Origin of the sequence: Neobacillus niacini, from assembly GCF_048572935.1 — a bacterium.
Lineage (GTDB): Bacteria > Bacillota > Bacilli > Bacillales > Cytobacillaceae > Neobacillus > Neobacillus niacini.
Genome location: NZ_CP183883.1, coordinates 5,695,695 through 5,714,096, shown reverse-complemented (window position 1 = coordinate 5,714,096; position 18,402 = coordinate 5,695,695). Strand labels below are relative to the sequence as shown.

The 18,402-nt window shown below is 37.2% G+C and carries 20 protein-coding genes; 14 read left to right on the top strand and 6 right to left on the bottom strand.

What is annotated here, in order from left to right:
• Positions 1-15: 15 nt before the first annotated feature.
• The 4 genes from ACN6MT_RS28070 to ACN6MT_RS28055 form a co-directional block, all read right to left on the bottom strand.
• The gene (locus ACN6MT_RS28070) at positions 16-444 is read right to left on the bottom strand and encodes a VOC family protein (protein WP_419954099.1); all 429 of its coding nucleotides are present in this window, start codon (positions 442-444) and stop codon (positions 16-18) included.
• Between the two features lie 130 nt (positions 445-574).
• Positions 575-1,696: a Ger(x)C family spore germination protein gene (locus ACN6MT_RS28065; RefSeq protein ID WP_419954098.1), complete on the bottom strand. Its 1,122-nt coding sequence runs from the start codon at positions 1,694-1,696 to the stop codon at positions 575-577.
• Positions 1,693-2,751 carry a GerAB/ArcD/ProY family transporter gene (locus ACN6MT_RS28060; RefSeq protein ID WP_419956541.1) on the bottom strand — a complete coding sequence of 353 codons (1,059 nt, stop codon included), beginning with the start codon at positions 2,749-2,751 and terminating at the stop codon, positions 1,693-1,695. Before ACN6MT_RS28060 ends, ACN6MT_RS28065 begins: the two co-directional genes overlap by 4 nt.
• Before the next feature lie 32 nt (positions 2,752-2,783).
• The gene (locus ACN6MT_RS28055) at positions 2,784-4,151 is read right to left on the bottom strand and encodes a spore germination protein (protein ID WP_419954097.1); all 1,368 of its coding nucleotides are present in this window, start codon (positions 4,149-4,151) and stop codon (positions 2,784-2,786) included.
• A 257-nt stretch (positions 4,152-4,408) separates the two neighbouring features.
• Here ACN6MT_RS28055 and hpt point away from each other — a divergent pair, with 257 nt between their 5' ends.
• The 9 genes from hpt (at position 4,409) to ACN6MT_RS28010 (ending at position 10,860) form a co-directional block, all read left to right on the top strand.
• Positions 4,409-4,912 (top strand): hypoxanthine phosphoribosyltransferase, encoded by a 504-nt coding sequence (hpt, locus tag ACN6MT_RS28050; protein ID WP_063255394.1) that lies wholly within the window; start codon positions 4,409-4,411, stop codon positions 4,910-4,912.
• Positions 4,913-4,942: 30 nt separating this feature from the next.
• Positions 4,943-5,173, top strand: a complete 231-nt coding sequence (locus ACN6MT_RS28045; protein WP_419954096.1) for a hypothetical protein — start codon at positions 4,943-4,945, stop codon at positions 5,171-5,173.
• A gap of 151 nt (positions 5,174-5,324) precedes the next feature.
• Complete coding sequence (cyoE, locus tag ACN6MT_RS28040) at positions 5,325-6,236, top strand: heme o synthase (RefSeq protein ID WP_419954095.1); 912 nt, start codon at positions 5,325-5,327, stop codon at positions 6,234-6,236.
• 387 nt (positions 6,237-6,623) lie between these two features.
• Positions 6,624-6,773, top strand: a complete 150-nt coding sequence (locus ACN6MT_RS28035) for a hypothetical protein (protein WP_169803730.1) — start codon at positions 6,624-6,626, stop codon at positions 6,771-6,773.
• A gap of 15 nt (positions 6,774-6,788) precedes the next feature.
• On the top strand, positions 6,789-7,256 hold the full coding sequence (locus tag ACN6MT_RS28030; protein ID WP_419954094.1) for a cytochrome c oxidase subunit II: 468 nt from the start codon (positions 6,789-6,791) through the stop codon (positions 7,254-7,256).
• Positions 7,257-7,271: 15 nt separating this feature from the next.
• Positions 7,272-8,954 (top strand): cbb3-type cytochrome c oxidase subunit I, encoded by a 1,683-nt coding sequence (locus tag ACN6MT_RS28025; RefSeq protein ID WP_419954093.1) that lies wholly within the window; start codon positions 7,272-7,274, stop codon positions 8,952-8,954.
• 70 nt (positions 8,955-9,024) lie between these two features.
• The gene (locus ACN6MT_RS28020; RefSeq protein ID WP_419954092.1) at positions 9,025-9,657 is read left to right on the top strand and encodes an SCO family protein; all 633 of its coding nucleotides are present in this window, start codon (positions 9,025-9,027) and stop codon (positions 9,655-9,657) included.
• A gap of 3 nt (positions 9,658-9,660) precedes the next feature.
• The gene (locus tag ACN6MT_RS28015; RefSeq protein ID WP_419954091.1) at positions 9,661-10,218 is read left to right on the top strand and encodes a hypothetical protein; all 558 of its coding nucleotides are present in this window, start codon (positions 9,661-9,663) and stop codon (positions 10,216-10,218) included.
• Positions 10,219-10,251: 33 nt separating this feature from the next.
• Positions 10,252-10,860, top strand: a complete 609-nt coding sequence (locus tag ACN6MT_RS28010) for a methyltransferase (protein ID WP_419954090.1) — start codon at positions 10,252-10,254, stop codon at positions 10,858-10,860.
• A 38-nt stretch (positions 10,861-10,898) separates the two neighbouring features.
• On the opposite strand, the gene ACN6MT_RS28005 is transcribed toward ACN6MT_RS28010, so the two are convergent.
• Positions 10,899-11,930 carry a UvrB/UvrC motif-containing protein gene (locus ACN6MT_RS28005; protein WP_419954089.1) on the bottom strand — a complete coding sequence of 344 codons (1,032 nt, stop codon included), beginning with the start codon at positions 11,928-11,930 and terminating at the stop codon, positions 10,899-10,901.
• A 126-nt stretch (positions 11,931-12,056) separates the two neighbouring features.
• Positions 12,057-12,422, bottom strand: coding sequence for a DoxX family protein (locus ACN6MT_RS28000; RefSeq protein ID WP_419954088.1), 366 nt, complete (start codon positions 12,420-12,422; stop codon positions 12,057-12,059).
• 278 nt (positions 12,423-12,700) lie between these two features.
• On the opposite strand from ACN6MT_RS28000, the gene ACN6MT_RS27995 reads away from it, so the two are divergent.
• From ACN6MT_RS27995 to ACN6MT_RS27975, 5 genes are all read left to right on the top strand, one after another.
• Positions 12,701-13,732, top strand: coding sequence for a fatty acid desaturase (locus ACN6MT_RS27995; protein WP_419954087.1), 1,032 nt, complete (start codon positions 12,701-12,703; stop codon positions 13,730-13,732).
• A 143-nt stretch (positions 13,733-13,875) separates the two neighbouring features.
• Entirely contained in the window at positions 13,876-14,997 is a 1,122-nt protein-coding gene (locus tag ACN6MT_RS27990) for a sensor histidine kinase (RefSeq protein WP_063254511.1), read from the top strand.
• 16 nt (positions 14,998-15,013) lie between these two features.
• Positions 15,014-15,613, top strand: a complete 600-nt coding sequence (locus ACN6MT_RS27985) for a response regulator transcription factor (RefSeq protein ID WP_063254512.1) — start codon at positions 15,014-15,016, stop codon at positions 15,611-15,613.
• Between the two features lie 197 nt (positions 15,614-15,810).
• The gene (locus ACN6MT_RS27980; RefSeq protein WP_419954086.1) at positions 15,811-16,575 is read left to right on the top strand and encodes a MerR family transcriptional regulator; all 765 of its coding nucleotides are present in this window, start codon (positions 15,811-15,813) and stop codon (positions 16,573-16,575) included.
• A gap of 125 nt (positions 16,576-16,700) precedes the next feature.
• Positions 16,701-18,017, top strand: coding sequence for a diguanylate cyclase (locus ACN6MT_RS27975; RefSeq protein WP_419954085.1), 1,317 nt, complete (start codon positions 16,701-16,703; stop codon positions 18,015-18,017).
• Positions 18,018-18,402: the final 385 nt, after the last annotated feature.

Below are 18,402 nucleotides of genomic sequence, written 5' to 3'. Positions count from 1 at the left end.
TTTTGTTTGTACAAATTAACTTCCGTATTCTCCGGTATCATGACTTATCTGCCAATGGATTCCGAATTTATCAGTTACCTGTCCATAGAGTTTTGCCCAGAAGGTTTCTTGCAGCTCCATGGTAACCTTTCCGCCGTCTTTTAGTTGATCATACCAATATTGGATATCATCTAAATTTTTACTTACTAGTGCCATTGTCACGTTGTTGCCTTCTACAAATGGCGATCCAGGGAAATTGTCAGAGAACATAACAGTACTTCCATCAATATTCAGCCGAGTGTGCATGACTAAATTTTTTGCTTCCTCTGGCATAGGGTAATCAGGATGCTGCGGTTGATCACCAAAGGTCATAATTTGCGGTGCTTCCGTTTTAAAAACCTTCGCATAAAACTCCACTGCTTCACGGGTATTACCATTAAAAACAAGATAAGCATTTATTGGCATTTTCTTCACTCCTTCGTTATTGTACAAAATCCATTCTGTCAGATAAATTCTATATTATACTTCTCTATCCCTTCTTTTTTCAATATTTGTATGTTAATTGATAGGCATTTTGAGGGTTATGTGATTTTTGCTATTCTATAATACCAGTGCTCATGATAGAGACCTTAACATTTACATCAAAGGACATAGTAGGATAAAGCTTTAACCATTCTTTATCGGTATACTTAGAATGCAGCCTGGTCGCTTTATACCGAACACCAAAACCTAAAGGGTCTACTTCATTTTCCTGTAACTTTTTAAGCAGGGCGGTGATGTCTTTGTTTGCTTCTTCACTCGCCTGCTTACTAAAGGTTTTAAGGGCATTTATATTCATTCCTTGGTTCGATTCCTCAATAATACCTTCCATCGTAACATCCATTTTTATGACTGGTTTCTGTTTTGGCTTTGTGATGATTTTAAAACTGGTTTTTGCTGTATCAATGGAAACGGTATATTGCAGGTCATCCCTTTTTACCGTTAAATCCGTCCTTTGAACGTTATTCGCCAACAGATTATATATTTTAGTCTCCTGAGGGTTCAGTTTTAAAGGACCTTTATTTTTAGCAATAAGGACAGAACTATTTACAATAATTTTCTTCTTGTCTTTACTAGAAGTTAAAACTGGTAGAATTGGATCTATTCCCGTCTCTAGCATTCTCCGCCTAAGGTCAAAAAGAAAAGTAGTCACGATATAGGAACTTTCAACCCCATTTTGATCAAAAAGATTAAATAAAGCATGGGAGCCTGCCATTTCGGACGAAGGTTCTGCCTTTAAAACACTTTCAGCATTTGGTTTCCCAATGGCTACCCAGGAGATTCTTTGAATGTCCCTTCTTCGGACAAAAATGTCCAACACCTCTGTTAAGTCATGGTGAAGAATCTCCTTTCCTAGTACAATCACCTTTGCATGGCCAAAATCAATTTCTTTATCCACATGTGTCTTTAACAGGCGAATGGCTGACGCGATTGATTCACTTTCCTTTGTCAGGTAAGTATATTCAGTTCCTGATTGCTTTAGGGAACCAGAGGGAACCGCAAGTTTAAGGATAATCTTGTAAGGTTTCTCTTCGTTATCTGTATGATCAATCCCGACAGATAGGACGAAGATTCTTTTGTCGATGTCTTTAAATCCACATCCTGATTGAATAATCAGTGATAGTGCGAGTACTGTAGCAGTAAAGGGTCTTCCTAAACGATGGACGGGTATCTTCAAACCTTAGCCCTCCTTTTAATCATCCAAAAAAGGCCAAACATCACAGCAAATGAACAGAGCAGGTAATTCAGAAAATAGCTTGAAAACTGAATAAGTTGGTATTCAGTCAAGTAGGTAACACTTTTTAAGCCTCCCAGCCAAAAAAGCACGATAAAAAGATAAGGGGTAAGGTTATGTTTGTACAATGTCATGTTTTTAAACCACAAAATGCTTTTCAGCAGCTCCAAGGTAACATGCCAGTGTATCAGAACGCTCAGAAAAGAAATGGCCAAGTATAGGAGCAGGAAGATATAAAGCACACGTTCTACAATAAAAAATTCTAATCGAAGAGTATCGCTGGTTGTAATCCATGGGTAAACCACGTGTTCGACTGCATCAAACCCGAGCATTCCAATTGGAATAAAAAATGTAGTAACAAACGTCGCACCCCCAATGAACCCTATAAAGAGCATGTTTTTCCAGTTGATTCGCTGTTCTCTTTTAAAAAGGCGATTAAAGATGACGAGATTAAATCCGCCTAATAATAAATAGATAGAAGCGGCGATTGCTGAAAAACTAGGATAGTGATTGATATACATTAGCGATTCTTTAATAAAATCCAACTTCAACTCAGGTGCTGTGTATGCTTTGAGTGTAATAACAAAAATAAATGGCAGACAGAATAACAGAACGGTCTCAATTGTAAAAAGGACACTCTTGCTTTTCATCAAAATGCCATAGGAGAGAAAAGCCAAGAAGGTGGCTGTAATCCAGGTCAAAGGCATATCTGGGGTTAAAAATCTTTTTAATAAAAAGGAGAACGTCACTAAGGTAATAAGACCCGCGATATACCAAGTGAGCGAAGTGACAAAAATCATCATAAAGGATAACCACCGGGGCAGATACCTTTTCGTCAAGTCTGGAAGGCCTTTACCCGGGAATAAGTTAAAAAAACGGGTACAGAGATAGCAGAAAACCAATCCTAAAAAAAAGGAAATCATCATGGAAACGAGTGCTCCCCCTGTCCTGTGTGATATGAGAATCTTAGGAACGGAGGCGACAACATTGGCTACCATATTGACAAAGACAAGGTAAAAAAAGTAACGGTTCATGTGGAAGTCCTCTCCGTTTCTGTTCGCTTGCTCTGAAGGTAGATTTTAAAATATGGTTCTCCGAAACTGTCCAATTGTGCCAAATACATAAGTAATCCGATTAACCCAAATAACAAACCTGCTAGACCAGCAAAACTGGAGATGGCAAGGAGAATAAAACGAACCACGCGTATGGCAAAACTCATTTCATTAATTGGTATGACAAAGGTTGATATCGCCACGGCACCCACAATAATAATCATAATATTGGATGCAAGAGCTGCTTCTGTTGCAGCCTGTCCCAGAATGAGTCCTCCAACAGTTGTGGCAGTACCAGTTACCGCCTTTGGCAGGCGGATACTGGCCTCTGTTAAAAGTTCCATGAAAACAAGCAAAAAGAGAACCTCAATAAACGAGGGGTATGGGACACCAATTCTGCTTCCTGCTACAGATAGGGCAAGCTCTACTCGGAAAACCTCGGGATTGTAGGATGTAGCCGCCACGTATAATCCTGGAAGGATTAGACAGGCAAACAATCCAAAATAGCGGAGTAGTTTTAAGAATTTCGTAATCCAATAGGATCCGTATTTATCATCCATTGATGACATAAAATCAAAAAAGACTGCAGGTGCTAGGACGGTAGTATGACTGCCATCTAGTAAAAGAATAACTTTACCTCCTGCGAGATTATAAACGACACGGTCAGTGCGCTCTGTCATCATCATGATGGGCATTAAGGAGCGTTTTTTATCGTTTAATAAACGGTTCAACTCCATGGTTGATTGGACTGTTTGCGGTTTAATTGACTTTAGTTTGTTTTTAATACTATCTAAGACTGCGTCGAGGACAACGTCTTCATCATAGAGAATGGCTAAGGTTAGATGTGTTTTTTCACCAATATCCATCGTCTCTACTTTAAGTGAAGACTTATGGTAGCGCTGGCGAATAAGATTTATATTAGTAGCAATATCCTCACTTAGAGATAATTGAGGTCCTTGAATCGTCGGCTCTATCATGGTTTCTAAAACGGTATCAGATTTGACCCTTTTTAGATCCAATAATAGGAGTTGGTTCCGAATTGCAACAATCACACTACCCTTGGTCAATTCAAGCAGAATTTGTTCTTTTACTTCTATATCCTGTAGGTTTGGAAGCGAGTTGAGATAGGCTTCTATATGCCGGTCGTTTCCCAATTCAAAGAAAGGCTTAATGACTAGCTGTTGGAGTTGTGCGCCATCCACAACGGTTTTGATGTATAAAAGCTCTGCATGTTTATCATCAATATGTAATGGTTTGTACACTAAATCAAAGGAAGGCTTTATTTGGTCTGATAACCAGTCCAACGTCTTACGGATGTTCCCTTTATTATTTTTTATTAAACTCATTCAAACCTCTCCTCCTAATCGGTTTATCCCTCAGTTACCAGCAATTTGCATGTTTCCGTAGAAGAAGGGAATTTTAGGTTTATCTTGTCCTCATTGGCAATCATCATACACATTACGATTAGGTTGTTAGGGGCACGCTTTTTTGTTAAGGTGAAAATGGTAACAGTGACATCAAGTGTTATTTTGAAAATAATGATTTTCTATCTGGAATGTGAAGAAAGAAGGAATGAGTAGTGGCTTATCGAGTGAAAGATACGATGATTTCAGAAACAAAAATTAAACAAAGAGTAAAAGAATTAGCAGAGGAAATTGAAAGGGATTTTAACAATGAAGCTATCATGTTAATTGTTGTGCTTAAAGGTTCGTTTGTTTTTGCAGCTGATTTGATTCGTGAGATGAAAGGAGCTATTAACGTAGATTTCATATCCGTTTCAAGTTATAGCGACCAAACAGAAACAACTGGAAAAGTAAAGCTTTTAAAAGATCTTGATGAAGATATCACGAATAAAAATGTTGTGGTGGTTGAAGATATCATTGACAGTGGCTTGACGTTGCACTTTTTGAGAGACCATTTAAATATGCATAAACCGAAGCAGATTAAAATTTGCACACTTTTAGACAAGCCTGAAAGAAGAAGAGTGGATTTACCAGTCGACTATGTTGGATTTGTCATCCCAGATGAATTCATCGTGGGATATGGAATTGACTACGCACAAAAGTATAGAAACTTACCTTATATTGCGACCGTGGAAGAGGTTTAGTTTCCTAAATCCAGGAGGAGGTTTTCTGTTTTGACGGCAAATATTTTTAAAGGAAAGAATGAAGAAGAGAAAAATAACCTTGAAGAAATTCTGGAACATTCAATTGAAGTAGAAGAAGATCTTATGAGGACGTACCTGATTACAGCGGAGCGGATTCATGATGATGATGAATTAAAAGAGCGGCTTGAGAATTTTGCAGAAGGAAATGCAAAAAGAACAAAACAGCTGATGGATGAATTGAACGAAAGTAAAGAGAGATAAACGGAAGCTGTGGGAAATGAAAATATTCCCACAGTTTTTGGTATTCCGACAGGATGATAGGTGTTAGCAATAAAAAGTGATTCAAATCATGTATATGGCTTTAAAAGTGTGATTTAATGTAGGTAAGGAATAGTTAGGAGGTATTAAGTCAATGGGTATGAATGAAATACCTTCTAGTGAAAAAGAAAATTCACCTCCTTCTACCTTAGTGAAGGATTTAAAAGCACTTTTTAAGGCTGGTGTATTGCTTGCTAATGTCCTGCCTGTCTTTTCTGGATTCTGGTTAGCCCTTCACTTTACTGGAAAATCTTTAGTAGATAACCTGGGAGTATTCCTCTTAACGATCATCGGCAGCACATTGGTCATGGCAGGAGCATTAATCATAAATAATTGGTATGATGTGGATATTGATACAATTATGGAAAGAACCAAAAAACGCCCAACAGTAACAGGGAATATTCCTCTTAAAGTAGTTTTAATAATGGGGATTGCCTTTACCATAATCGGTTTCATTATGTTATTATTTACGACTATCGAAGCGGCCTTTTATGGTTTCGTTGGTTGGTTCACATATGTACTTTTGTATACGATGTGGTCAAAACGGAGATATACGTTTAATACAATCATCGGGAGTGTATCAGGGGCTGTAACACCGTTAATCGGGTGGGCAGCAATTGAGTCAAGCATGCATATTGTTCCGATTATTTTGTTTCTCATCTTATTTGTTTTTCAAATGCCACATACATTTGCGATTGCGATGAAAAAGTGTGAAGAATATCGAGCTGCCGGTGTGGCGATGCTTCCAGTAGTTAAGGGATTTAAAAATACCAAAGTGCAAATTTTAATCTATGTCGCCTGCTTACTTCCATTGCCATTTTTCTTAGGGCAGCTTGGTTCAGTATTTATTGTGATGGCCACACTGTTAAATGTCGGCTGGCTGGCAGTAAGTATTAAAGGCTTTTTTGTGAAAAATGATCTAAAATGGGCGCATGTAATATTTTTGTATTCAGTAAATTATATAACAGTCCTATTTTTATTGATGGTTGCTGTGACCCTTTTTTAAAAAAGAGCACTGCCCTTGACCTGCATTAATTTTGCAGGCCAGGGGCAGTTTTTTTTGCACTGTTAGAGCAAACGAAAATCCTTATAAAGGACAAATCTCGGTGTAGAATCTTTTGTTTTGTCTTTCATCACGCAAATGAAGGACAAATCTCATTAAAAACTCTCCTGATCTGTGCTTCATCACACCTATGAGGACGAACCCCATTAAAAATTCACCTGATTTGCCCCTCATTTACCTTCTTTACTCCTGTACTAATTTTCACGTCCATTTTTTTAAAAATTTTCATGCCCGTGATGCAGTTCACTACACTGAGAACAATTCGCAATTATGATAGGAGTATAAACAAGGTAAAAACAAATGAAGAACAAATAAGGGGGTAGATTTCAAATGGGAGCTGTAAAAGCGAATCAAAATAAAAAAGGCAGTAAAGAAACAGAAGCACCATTAAAAGGAACATGGGTTTCCGTCACAGTGGTCGGTGTCGTAATTGTTGCTACGTATCTAGTACTATATGGGCTTTATATGGCCAGAATCTAAGGGGGGGGATAAACAATGAAAATGCATCTTGATGAAAAAATATGGCTGACGATTAGTTTTGGTATCATTATGGGATTCATGTTGATCACAGGATACCAAGCGTTTGCTTTAGAAATGGGACCGCCAAGTAATATGGAAACCATCGATCCTCAGAAAGTGGATCAAACTGCTCCTTTCGATAAACCTGGATTAAAACAAATAGGCGATAACGAATATGAAGTGGTTATGACATTACAAGCATTCGGCTTTACTCCAAACAACATTGAAATACCAGCTGGAGCGAAAGTTACGTTTATTATGACTTCAAAAGATGTAGTCCATGGATTTGAAGTAGCTGGCACTAATATTAATGCAATGGTTATGCCAGGACATATCCAAAAAATTACACAAACATTTGATACACCGGGTAATTATTTAGTTATTTGTAATGAATATTGTGGCGCAGGTCACCAACTTATGAGTACAACCATTACGGTTAAGTAAAGGGGGGAAGCTAAAATGGCAGCAGCAATTCCAAAGAAAATTATGGAAACAACAAATAAAGCAATGGGAATTAGCCCAGAGGACGCTAAAATAACGAAATCATATATATTTGTAGCATTCATGGCACTACTGATTGGCGGATTTTTAGGATTGATTCAAGGTTTAAACCGTGCCGGACTTTTAGAACTTCCATCATGGCTTAATTACTATCAAGTTCTAACAGCACATGGCTTGTTATTAATTCTTGTATTAACGGCTTTCTTTACGATTGGATACTTTTATGCTTCACTTTCGCACACCTTAGGAGGACTTCTTCCAAAGGTTAGAAGAATTGCATGGGTTGGTTTTTGGTTGAAGATGGTTGGATTTGTATTAGCAGTGATTCCGATCTTGATGAATGAAGCTTCCGTTATGTATACATTCTACCCGCCAATGGCGGCTCATCCGGTATTTTATCTTGGCTTAGTATTTATTGTATTAGGTGTATGGGCGTGCTGTATTGGCTCATTCATTCAAGTGGCAAACTGGAGAAAGAACAACAAAGGACAACACGTTCCAATTCTTGCTTACTTTGCAACAGGTGTATTCGTTCTCTTGTTCTTCGCGCTTATCCCAGTTGCAATCGAAGTTTTAGTGATGATTTTACCATGGACCCTAGGCTGGGTTGAAACCATCAATGTTATGGTGGCTCGGACACTATTTTGGGCTTTTGGACATACACTTGTTAATATTTGGTATTTAACAGCAGTATCTGCGTGGTATGTAGTAGTACCAAAAATTATTGGCGGCAGACGATGGAGTGACCTTTTAACTCGTGTCGTCATTATTGCCCTAGTTGTCATGAATATTACTGGCGGTTTCCACCACCAAATCATTGATCCTGGTATCAATGAACTCGTTAAATTTATGCACGTGTTTATGAGCTTAGCGATTGGATTCCCATCTTTAATGACAGCCTTCGCATTGTTTGCAGTATTTGAAAGAACGGCTAGAAGAAAAGGCGGAAAAGGATTAATTGGCTGGTGGAAGAAAATGCCATGGGGTGATGTTCGTTTCCTAGCACCATTTATTGCCATGGTAGCCTTTATTCCAGCAGGTGCAGGCGGTATTGCACAAAGCACGAACCAATTAGACCAAGTGGTTCACAATACCATGTGGATTGTTGGACACTTCCATTTAACATTAGGTATGACTGTCGTTATGACATTCTTTGGAATCAGTTATTGGTTGGTTCCGTATATTTCAAAACGTGTATTAACTCCTCAGATTAATAAATTAGGTGTAATTCAAACATGGATTTGGACCGTCGGTATGATCTTTATGGCTGGTGCAATGCACTGGGTAGGATTGCTAGGTTCACCAAGAAGAACTTCTTACACAACTTATGGCGACCATGCTACTGCCTTAGGCTGGGACCCATACTTAATGTGCTTGGCAGTGGGAGGAACATTGTTAATCATTGGGGTTATTCTTCAAGTGTATGCCGTTATTAATATGATGTTCTTTGCACCAAAAGGAGAAACAGAATTTCCAATTGCAGAAGAAGAAGATAATGCAACAAAAACTCCTTATTGGACTGAACGCTGGGGCATTTGGATTGTTGTTATGTTGATCGTCGTTGCAATGGCATATGTAATACCATTAACTGAATTTATCGTAAACGCACCGCCAGGATCACCGCCGTATAAGACTTGGTGATTCAAATGAGAGAGATAGTTCAAGTTCTTGGGCTATCTCTTTATTAAATTATAGTTGGATGTGATCGATCATGATCAAAAATAAACATAACATCATCTCGTTGGCTTTAGTTCTTGTGTTTGGATTCGTCTTATTTTTTATAGGAACGGACGGATTTAGTGCCTTTACAGCGGAAACTGCTAGAGTAAAGCAGCTGATTGATGATAAACCAAAATTCCCGGACGTTACGCTGGAAGATAGCAATGGCCGTAAATATTCAATATCTGAGTTTGAAGACAAATATGTATTTATTACATTTTTATATACATCCTGTACAACCGTTTGCCCTGAATTAGAATATAACATGAAGCAAGTGTACGATAAGGTGCCTAGCCAGTATATAGGTAAAGACATTGTTTTTCTGAGTATCAGCTTTGATCCCGAAAGAGATGACCCTGCCACATTAAACAAATATAAAGATTTTTTTAAGAGTGATGGGGAAACCTGGAGGATGGCAAGAATTCCAGATCAAAGAGAATTAGACCAGTTATTAAAAGCATTCGGCGTTATCGTGATTCCTGATGAATATGGAAATTTCGCACATAATTCTGCTTTTTATTTAGTTGATAAGAAAGGCAGCTTGGTAAATGTTATGGACTACAAAGAAATCAACGAAGCTGCAAAAACAGTTAGTAACATACTAGAGAACGGAACGGAGGAATAGTCTATGAATCAGTCATTTTATGGCTTCCTGCTATTTATTTTCTTAGTTGTTCCTCCCGTTGCAAATTTCATGGAAACAGTCATGGTGATTCATATGCATATGCAAATGCCGATGCTGGTGATTGCTGGCTTTTTAATGGCATGCTTCTTTAAAAATAGATTTCCGGGATTTTTTGAAAAGTGGAATAGTAATGGGGTTCCTGGGATTCTATTATTTGTCATTATCATGGTATACTGGATGTTACCCCGAACAATGGATGAAGCGTTGACGACACAGAGCGTAGAAGTTTTTAAATTTATAAGTTTGCCATTTTTGGCTGGAGTTTCGTTAAGAGATAGTTGGAAAAAACTCAGTTCATTTGGTAAGAATTCAATTATTATTAGTTTCACGATTATGTTTTTGGGATTGGGTTGGTTATATATTTGGTCCCCCGTACAATTATGTAATAATTATTTGGTAATACAGCAAGTAACTCTGGGCTGGGCATTTTTGACAACAGCGATTGGTTTGGTCGTCTACTTGGGGTACAATTTTTTTATCGACCCATCGGCATATGAATGATGAAGAACGTATGGGGTAGGCAGGAGTATAGAAATGAAGGAACAGTATTATGATGATTTGTTGAACATACGTACTGGAGGAGACCAAAAGGGTTTTAATAAGTCTTTCCATTATCACAGATATGAGCCAACGCCATATAGCGCACTAGAACTATTATTTAAGAATTATGAATTAAAAAGTACCGATCATATTGTAGATTTTGGCTGTGGTAAAGGAAGGTTAAATTTCTATATTCATTACTTATTCCAGGCTTCTGTAGCAGGCGTAGAAATGAACGAGACCCTCTATGAGGAAGCAGTTGAAAACCAAACGAGTTATTTGAAGAAATATAAGAGTGCAAAAGGGAAAATTCAATTTCATTGCTGCTTAGCAGAGAAATATGAAATTGCCCCCCTAGATAATCGTTTTTATTTTTTCAATCCTTTTACAATACCTATATTTTGGAAAATCATAAATAATATTTTAGCTTCAGTCGAAAAGTCCAAACGTGAGGTAGATGTGATTTTGTATTATCCATCTGAAGATTATATCTATTTTTTAGAAAACCACACCTTATTTGAATTAAAGGAAGAGGTCCATCTTCCGGGTTTATATGAACATAATCAGAACGAGCGATTTTTAATATACCGCTTGTCATACTAAAATAGCCCTCGGTGTCCTAGAGACATCCTGAGGGCTATTTATGTGGTTTGCGCTTTAATTTTATCCGAGAGTAATTTTTGAAGTGCCTTTTCGACATTTACTCGGTTTTGCTGGGGAATCCATTTTTTCGGTATGGTGATATAACGGCAATCGCTGCTTTTAATAAAGTTATAAATAATTTGGGCTTCGTCGATTTCATCTCTGCCTAATTCCTTAAAGGATTGAAATGAATCATTAGTAAAATTAGTTAAAATCAGTGAGCCAAGTTGTTCAACGGATATACCGTCAACATCAAAATTTTTACTAAAGAGGATCTTGTTCCGTTTAATGAGAAAGAGTTTGCAGGTTTCATCACTTAAATATTCTAAAACAGCTAGATTATGATCCTGCTCTGTGAATTCAATGACCTTTTCCTTCTTAATTAAAAAATTAATGGCTTCAATCCTGTCTCTATATTTAGCAGCTGCTTCAAAATCGAAATTCCTAGAAGCGCAGGTCATTTGTTGCCTCAATTCTACGAGGATCTCCATGTTCGTTCCAGACAGTAATCCAATGATGTTGTCTAGTATCTTATTATACTTAGAAATAGCAGAATCCCCGCGGCACATGCCAATACATAAGCCTAAGGAATAATTTAAGCAGGGAGCATTGTTTATTTTGTTGCTGCTGCAAAGGATTTTAAAGGATTCCTTTATCCCCATAATCGCTTGTTCGACTCTTTTCTTACTAGGGAATGGACCGAAATAAAGTCTTCCATCGTTTTCTTCTTTGGTATTTGTTATTTCAATAGTCCGAAAGGCTTTATCCATTTCAATCAAGATATACGAATAGGATTGCGGGTTTTTCATCATTTTATTAAATAACGGTTTTAATTCCTTAATTAATTTGCATTCCAGCATAAATGCTTCAAATTCTGTGTCCGTTCGTATGAAATCAAAATCCTCTATATTACTTACAAGTTTTTTTATTTTTTGAGGATGGGCTTTTGACTGTTGAAAGTATGATTGAACTCGCCGTTTAAGATTTTTTGCTTTACCGACATAAATAATAGTACCTTTGGAATCTTTCATTAAATAGACTCCAGGTGTTGAGGGAAGATTTTTTACTTTTTCTTTTAAAAAAATAATACTCACTCCCTTCTGCTGATTTATTCTATTTTATCACAAAAAAATAAACCAGATTTATCTGGTCAAAGGCTATGCAGGTGTTTTTTTATATAAGATATAGAGAAATACTAACATGACGAAATCCAATCTAGCACTAAAAGCAAATGGTAAAATTCCACTGTTAATGACGGGAAGCTTTGTTAGTATAATCGCTGCAATCATGATTCCAATTAAAGGGATAACTGCGTTTTTTACACTACGGTTTAATAAAATGAGTATACCGCAAATAATTTCTAAAAAGGCTGTAACATTCAATAAGATGTGTGGATAGGGTAACCCTAAATTGATAAAAACATTTGCCAATTCGGAACTAACTAATTTCATAGCACCTGAAGTAATAAATACATATGCCACAACATATCGGATTAAATTTGCTGTTGATAACGAATTAATCATGTCCATCACCCCTTTTATAATATGTATGAAATAGTGGGACAAACAATTATTATTTTCGACTTAAAAATTTTGTAAGAGCAGGGTTAATTATTACTTTGAATGCAAAAAATAATCTTGCCCAAAAGGGGAGGAGAGGCTCAAAACTTAGAGCTTCTCCTCTCTTTGCGTAATGGGGGACTATGACATTTATCATGTTTGGCACATGACGGCTATATCTACAAGAGAGGATTTACTAAGGGCTATACTTTTAATAACACACGATAGAAGGGAAGAAAGTTATGATGGAACATAATCAAAAAAGTTTGAGGAAACAAGTTGCAATTTATGAAAAATCAAATGCTAGGGCGAGTATTTGGCAGCTAATAAATACTTTGATCCCTTTCTTCTCATTATGGATTCTGGCATATCAAAGCCTTTCTATTTCATACTTACTTACAATAGGGATCACTGTACTTGCTGCGGGATTTTTGGTGAGAACATTCATTATATTTCATGATTGCTGCCACCACTCCTTTTTTAAAAATCGAAAAGCAAACATGATTCTTGGAACGATTACCGGAATATTGACGGTTTTTCCATACCATCAATGGCAGCACGATCATTCTGTTCACCATGCAACAAGCAGCAATTTAGATAAGCGGGGAACCGGTGATATCTGGGTACTGACAGTGGATGAATACTTAGCTGCTTCAACTTGGGAAAAATTTAAATACCGGCTTTATCGTAATCCAATCGTTATGTTTGGGCTCGGTCCAATTTACGTCTTTCTACTTAAAAATCGCTTTAATAGAAAAGGTGCCCGCTTCAATGAACGTATGAATACCTATATAACTAATGCCGGAATCGCAGGTTTGGCAGCCATACTTTGTTTAACTATTGGTTGGGAGGCATTCCTACTAGTACAAGCTCCAATCTTCCTCATATCAGGTTCTTTAGGAATTTGGCTTTTTTATGTACAGCATACCTTTGAGGATTCCTATTTTGAGGAAGATCAGCATTGGGAATATGTAAAAGCAGCGGTTGAGGGCAGTTCCTTTTATAAGCTCCCAAAAATTTTACAATGGCTGACAGGAAATATCGGCTACCATCATGTTCACCATTTAAGCCCTAGAGTCCCAAATTATAAGCTGGAAGAGGCACATAATAATACCCTGCCATTGCAAAATGTACCTACCATTACGTTAGCAACAAGTTTAACTTCACTCAAATTCCGTCTATGGGATGAGAAGGAGAAAAAGTTTATTGGTTTTAAAGAGATAAAGGTCTTGGTAAAAAAACAGAAAGAGTTTCTTCGACCGGAGAAAGCTTAGAAACGGCAAGCCTTATGATTGGGCTTGTCGTATTTTTGTTCTAGAATAGAGTAGTTTGAATACATAGTAGTAAATGAAGATATCAGTTAATTGTGGTAAAATTAAATTTATTACTATTTAAAAGCTGAAAATGAGGTTCCTTCATGATAAAAAGGTATTTGACATTCCAGAAAAATAGCGGCATATCACCTTATATATGGACCATTCTATGCATATTGCCATTTTATTTTATTTTTCAAACCGCTTCACCGATTAAAATTATTATTGGTATTATCTTAACCATTCTCTTTTTCGTATTTTACCGAATCGCATTCTTTGCGAAAGGATGGCCAGTATACCTCTGGACCTTTATCTTAATCGGTATTTCAATTACATCCACGAGTCTTTTCAGCTATGTGTATTTCGCATTTTTTCTCTCTTATTTTATCGGTAATATAAAGGAGCGCGTGACGTTTTTAACCTTATATTTTATTCATTTGATTAGTACATCTGCGTCTATTAACTTTAGCATTGTCCAGATGGATGAACTTTTTCTAAAGCAATTGCCATTTGTTATCATCATTTGGATAAGTGTCATTTTGCTTCCTTTTAATATTCATAACAAGAAAGAGATGGGGCAGCTCGAAGAGAAATTAGAGGATGCAAATAAGCGAATTTCAGAACTTGTTAAGTTGGAAGAACGTCAGAGGATTGCCCGTGATCTTCATGATACTTTAGGGCAAAAGCTTTCACTCATTGGTTTAAAAAGTGATTTAGCAAGGAGATTAATTACAAAAGATCCGGATCAGGCACGAAATGAGTTAAAGGATGTGCAGCAAACCGCAAGAACGGCGTTAAGTGAAGTAAGAAAAATGGTGTCTTCTATGCGGGGAATTCGATTAAAGGATGAAATGGTCCGTGTAAAACAAATTCTGAAAGCAGCTGAAATAAACTTTGAAGCTAATCAGGAAATTTCAATGAAAAATGTTCCGTTATTAACGGAGAACATCCTTAGCATGTGTTTAAAAGAGGCAGTTAATAATGTAGTTAAACATAGCGGCGCCAGCTCCTGTTCCATTTCGGTTCAACAATCATGGAAGGAATTGGTGATGACCATCCATGATAATGGTGTGTTTAAAGACGAAGGTGACAAAGACATAAGGGGAAGCGGACTTTTAGGAATGAAAGAACGCCTTGAATTTATTAATGGCAGCTTAGAGCTTCAGACAAAAGAAGGCACAACTTTAATAATTAGAGTGCCTAATGACGTAAAGCCGTCACTTTAAGAGGAGGCATAATGTAATGATTAGAATCGTTATAGCTGAAGACCAGCAAATGCTGTTGGGCGCATTCGGGTCTCTTCTAAATTTAGAAGAGGACATGGAAGTAGTTGGCAAGGCTACTAATGGGGAGGAAGCCGTAGCCCTGGTTCGGAAGCAGCAGCCTGATATATGTATTATGGACATTGAAATGCCAGGAAAAACGGGACTGGAAGCGGCCGAAGAGTTAAAAGGATTAACTTGTAAAGTCATTATCTTAACAACCTTTGCACGGACAGGTTATTTTCAACGTGCGTTAAAAGCTGGAGTTCGAGGCTATTTATTGAAAGACAGTCCAAGTGAAGAGCTTGCAAGCTCCATCCGACGCGTTATGGCAGGGAAGCGCATATACGCCCCTGAACTGATGGACGATGTCTACAGCGAAGAAAATCCTCTAACAGACCGAGAAAAAGAAGTATTAGAACTCGTCGCCGACGGCAAAAATACACAAGAAATCGCAGAACAACTCAGCATCAAAACAGGAACCGTCCGCAACTACATCTCAACCATCCTAGACAAACTAGACGTCAAAAACCGAATCGAAGCCATAAAACAATCCAAAGAAAAAGGCTGGTTTAAATAGACTGGTTAGATTGATATCGGTGACAATATCGGTGACAGGCACCACTCGTGGACACTGTCCACCCCATATGGACAATTTGGAAAATAGTTGAAACAGGACGGTGTTCCTGTTTCTTTTTTATTTATAAAAATAGGCAAACTAGGGATTGACCTTGACGTTGCGTAAAGGTGTATCGTTATTTATGAGGAGATGATCACATGGAATATACCATACAAAAACTAGCGAATCTCGCAGGTATCAGCACCCGCACACTCAGGTATTATGATGAAATTGGAATTCTTAAGCCGGCAAGAATTAATTCATCTGGATATCGGATCTATGGTCAAGCAGAAGTGAATACCTTGCAGCAAATCTTATTCTATAGAGAGCTTGGAGTGGGATTAGACAGCATCAAGGACATTGTAACTGCGCCGACCTTTGATGGTGCAAGAGCACTGCGTGAGCACCGTGAAAAACTCCTCGAAAAAAGAGAACAACTAGATAAATTAATCGCCAATGTCGATAAAACGATTGCACTTACGGAAGGAAGAATTACGATGTCAAATAAAGAAAAATTTGAAGGTTTTAAGAAAAAGATGATTGAGGAGAACGAGAAGAAGTACGGAAAAGAAGTCCGTGAAAATTATGGTAAGGATAAAGTGGAAGCCTCTAATGCAAAAGTTATGAATATGACAGAGGAACAGTATGAAGAAGTAACAGCATTAGCTGAGCAAATTCACAGTACACTTGCTGAAGCTTTTAAAACGAGAGATCCCGCAGGTGAGCTGGCCCAAAAAGCAGCAGACTTACACAAACAATGGCTCACTTTTTATTGGAAAGAATACAGCAAGGAAGCCCATGCAGGTCTAGCGCAAATGTATGTAGATGACGAAAGATTTACAGCTTATTATGATAAGGAACAACCAGGAACAGCAGAGTTCCTAAGAAACGCGATTCAGATTTACACTGGTCAAACAAAATAATGGAAAAACTCACCCAATCAAGTGTTGTTAGGGTGAGTTTTTCTATACTCTTCATGAGTGTAGAAGCCAACATTATATGGAAAGATAAACGGGATATAATCAAAATAAGGAAAGGCGCTAGGTATATGATTGAAAAATCTAAACTTGAGACTTTAAATAGCCTCGACTTGTTTTTAGAGTTGTTTAATAATATGACTGATTTAGTTTTCTTGACAAAAGTAAACAGTGATCAATCCTTTAGTTACATTCTTCTAAATAAACCTGCGAAAGATCTATACGGATTAACAAATGAATCTTTTGGCAAACCAATAGAGGAACTTCTGCCAAAAAGCGCCTACCAAACGATTAAGAGAAAATATCAAGAGGCCATGGATAGGAAAAAACCTATTGTATATGAAGATAAGGTGAGTGGTTCATATTTTCCAAACTCCTCAAAAAATAGTGACTTCATTTATTGGGAATCAACGATTACTCCTGTGTTTAATCAAGAAGGTAAGTGTACCCATTTATTAGCTATTGTCCGTGATTTAACGGATCAAAGACAGAGAGAGAACCTAATAAAAGAAATGAAGGAACGTTTTGAGCTAGTCTGGAATAGTGTCGCAGACGCCATGTATATATTTGATAAAAATGAATATTTTGTTTCGGTGAATAAAGCATTCGAAAGATTATTCGGGTGGACGGAGGAAGAAGTTTTAAACGATCGTTTGATAAGTATTCTCCCTGAGGACAGTAAGGAAGAATTCAGAAACATCATTGAAAAAATAAAAATGGGAGAAACAGTCTCTACCCAAGAGGTAAAACGTGTAAAGAAAAACGGAGAATGGATACATTTTCTTGCCTCCTATTCACCTCTTTATAATCAGAATGGTGATTGGAATGGAGGAGTAGTCGTCTATAAAGACATCACGGAAAGAAAAAAATATGAAGAAAAATTAAGACAGTTAGCACTTCAAGACCCGTTAACAGGTCTTGCTAATAGAACCTACTTTTCACACTGTTTGATAGCAGAAATGGAAAAAGCAAAACGAACGAAGCAGACCCTGTCTGTATTTGTTCTTGATATTGATCACTTTAAGGAAATAAATGATACCTTTGGACATGACATTGGTGATGAAGTACTAAAGGTATTTGCCAAGCGTGTTAAGAGTGCGTTAAGAAAAAATGATATTTTAGCTAGAATTGGTGGAGATGAATTCGTCATTCTATTGCCGGATTTGACAGAAGAGAATAATGTTTCGGAAATTGCAGATAGAATTCAACAGAGTCTGCATGCTGAATGGATCATTGCCAACGAGAAGATACACATTACATCGAGTATTGGTATTTCTTTATTGGAGGATTTTAATATAGATGAAAAAGTACTATTCAAACATGCAGACTTAGCCTTATACAAAGCTAAGAAAAAAGGTAAGAATAATTATCAGATTTATAAAGAATAGGAAACCGGCTAATGAAAATGGTAACGGGTTTACTTGTGAGGTGCAAAACTGTAAATCGGAGACCAAATTAAATAAACTATACAGTATATTTCACAGTCAAAAAAGCTTAGAGGTGCAAATATCTCTAAGCCTTTTTGAATTTTCTTTTTGTGAACAAGTTAATTAGATGCTAAAGCGAGTTTGATAAATAAGCGGAGAATTTTCTCTTAATTAAGAAATAGCACTGAAAATAGCTTGAATAGACGGAAAGAATCCGACTATTGACTCTGAAAACATGAAAATGGTTAATTCTGCTTTGCTTAACCGGAAAACTGTCGCTTATATACCCCGAAACGAGCTCAATTCACCAAATAACCGAAAAATCTCCGCTTAACTTAAATATCAC

Bases quoted from the DNA above. Each gene is read 5' to 3' on its own strand.
- ACN6MT_RS27990 (WP_063254511.1), top strand. From the start codon at position 13,876: ATGATAAAAAGGTATTTGACATTCCAGAAAAATAGCGGCATATCACCT.
- ACN6MT_RS28020 (WP_419954092.1), top strand. From the start codon at position 9,025: ATGATCAAAAATAAACATAACATCATCTCGTTGGCTTTAGTTCTTGTG.
- ACN6MT_RS27995 (WP_419954087.1), top strand. From the start codon at position 12,701: ATGATGGAACATAATCAAAAAAGTTTGAGGAAACAAGTTGCAATTTAT.
- ACN6MT_RS28035 (WP_169803730.1), top strand. From the start codon at position 6,624: ATGGGAGCTGTAAAAGCGAATCAAAATAAAAAAGGCAGTAAAGAAACA.
- ACN6MT_RS27985 (WP_063254512.1), top strand. From the start codon at position 15,014: ATGATTAGAATCGTTATAGCTGAAGACCAGCAAATGCTGTTGGGCGCA.
- hpt (WP_063255394.1), top strand. From the start codon at position 4,409: ATGATTTCAGAAACAAAAATTAAACAAAGAGTAAAAGAATTAGCAGAG.
- ACN6MT_RS28025 (WP_419954093.1), top strand. From the start codon at position 7,272: ATGGCAGCAGCAATTCCAAAGAAAATTATGGAAACAACAAATAAAGCA.
- cyoE (WP_419954095.1), top strand. From the start codon at position 5,325: ATGGGTATGAATGAAATACCTTCTAGTGAAAAAGAAAATTCACCTCCT.
- ACN6MT_RS28060 (WP_419956541.1), bottom strand. From the start codon at position 2,751: ATGGTAGCCAATGTTGTCGCCTCCGTTCCTAAGATTCTCATATCACAC.
- ACN6MT_RS28010 (WP_419954090.1), top strand. From the start codon at position 10,252: ATGAAGGAACAGTATTATGATGATTTGTTGAACATACGTACTGGAGGA.
- ACN6MT_RS28015 (WP_419954091.1), top strand. From the start codon at position 9,661: ATGAATCAGTCATTTTATGGCTTCCTGCTATTTATTTTCTTAGTTGTT.
- ACN6MT_RS27980 (WP_419954086.1), top strand. From the start codon at position 15,811: ATGGAATATACCATACAAAAACTAGCGAATCTCGCAGGTATCAGCACC.
- ACN6MT_RS28070 (WP_419954099.1), bottom strand. From the start codon at position 444: ATGCCAATAAATGCTTATCTTGTTTTTAATGGTAATACCCGTGAAGCA.
- ACN6MT_RS28005 (WP_419954089.1), bottom strand. From the start codon at position 11,930: ATGAAAGATTCCAAAGGTACTATTATTTATGTCGGTAAAGCAAAAAAT.
- ACN6MT_RS28000 (WP_419954088.1), bottom strand. From the start codon at position 12,422: ATGATTAATTCGTTATCAACAGCAAATTTAATCCGATATGTTGTGGCA.
- ACN6MT_RS28055 (WP_419954097.1), bottom strand. From the start codon at position 4,151: ATGAGTTTAATAAAAAATAATAAAGGGAACATCCGTAAGACGTTGGAC.
- ACN6MT_RS28030 (WP_419954094.1), top strand. From the start codon at position 6,789: ATGAAAATGCATCTTGATGAAAAAATATGGCTGACGATTAGTTTTGGT.
- ACN6MT_RS27975 (WP_419954085.1), top strand. From the start codon at position 16,701: ATGATTGAAAAATCTAAACTTGAGACTTTAAATAGCCTCGACTTGTTT.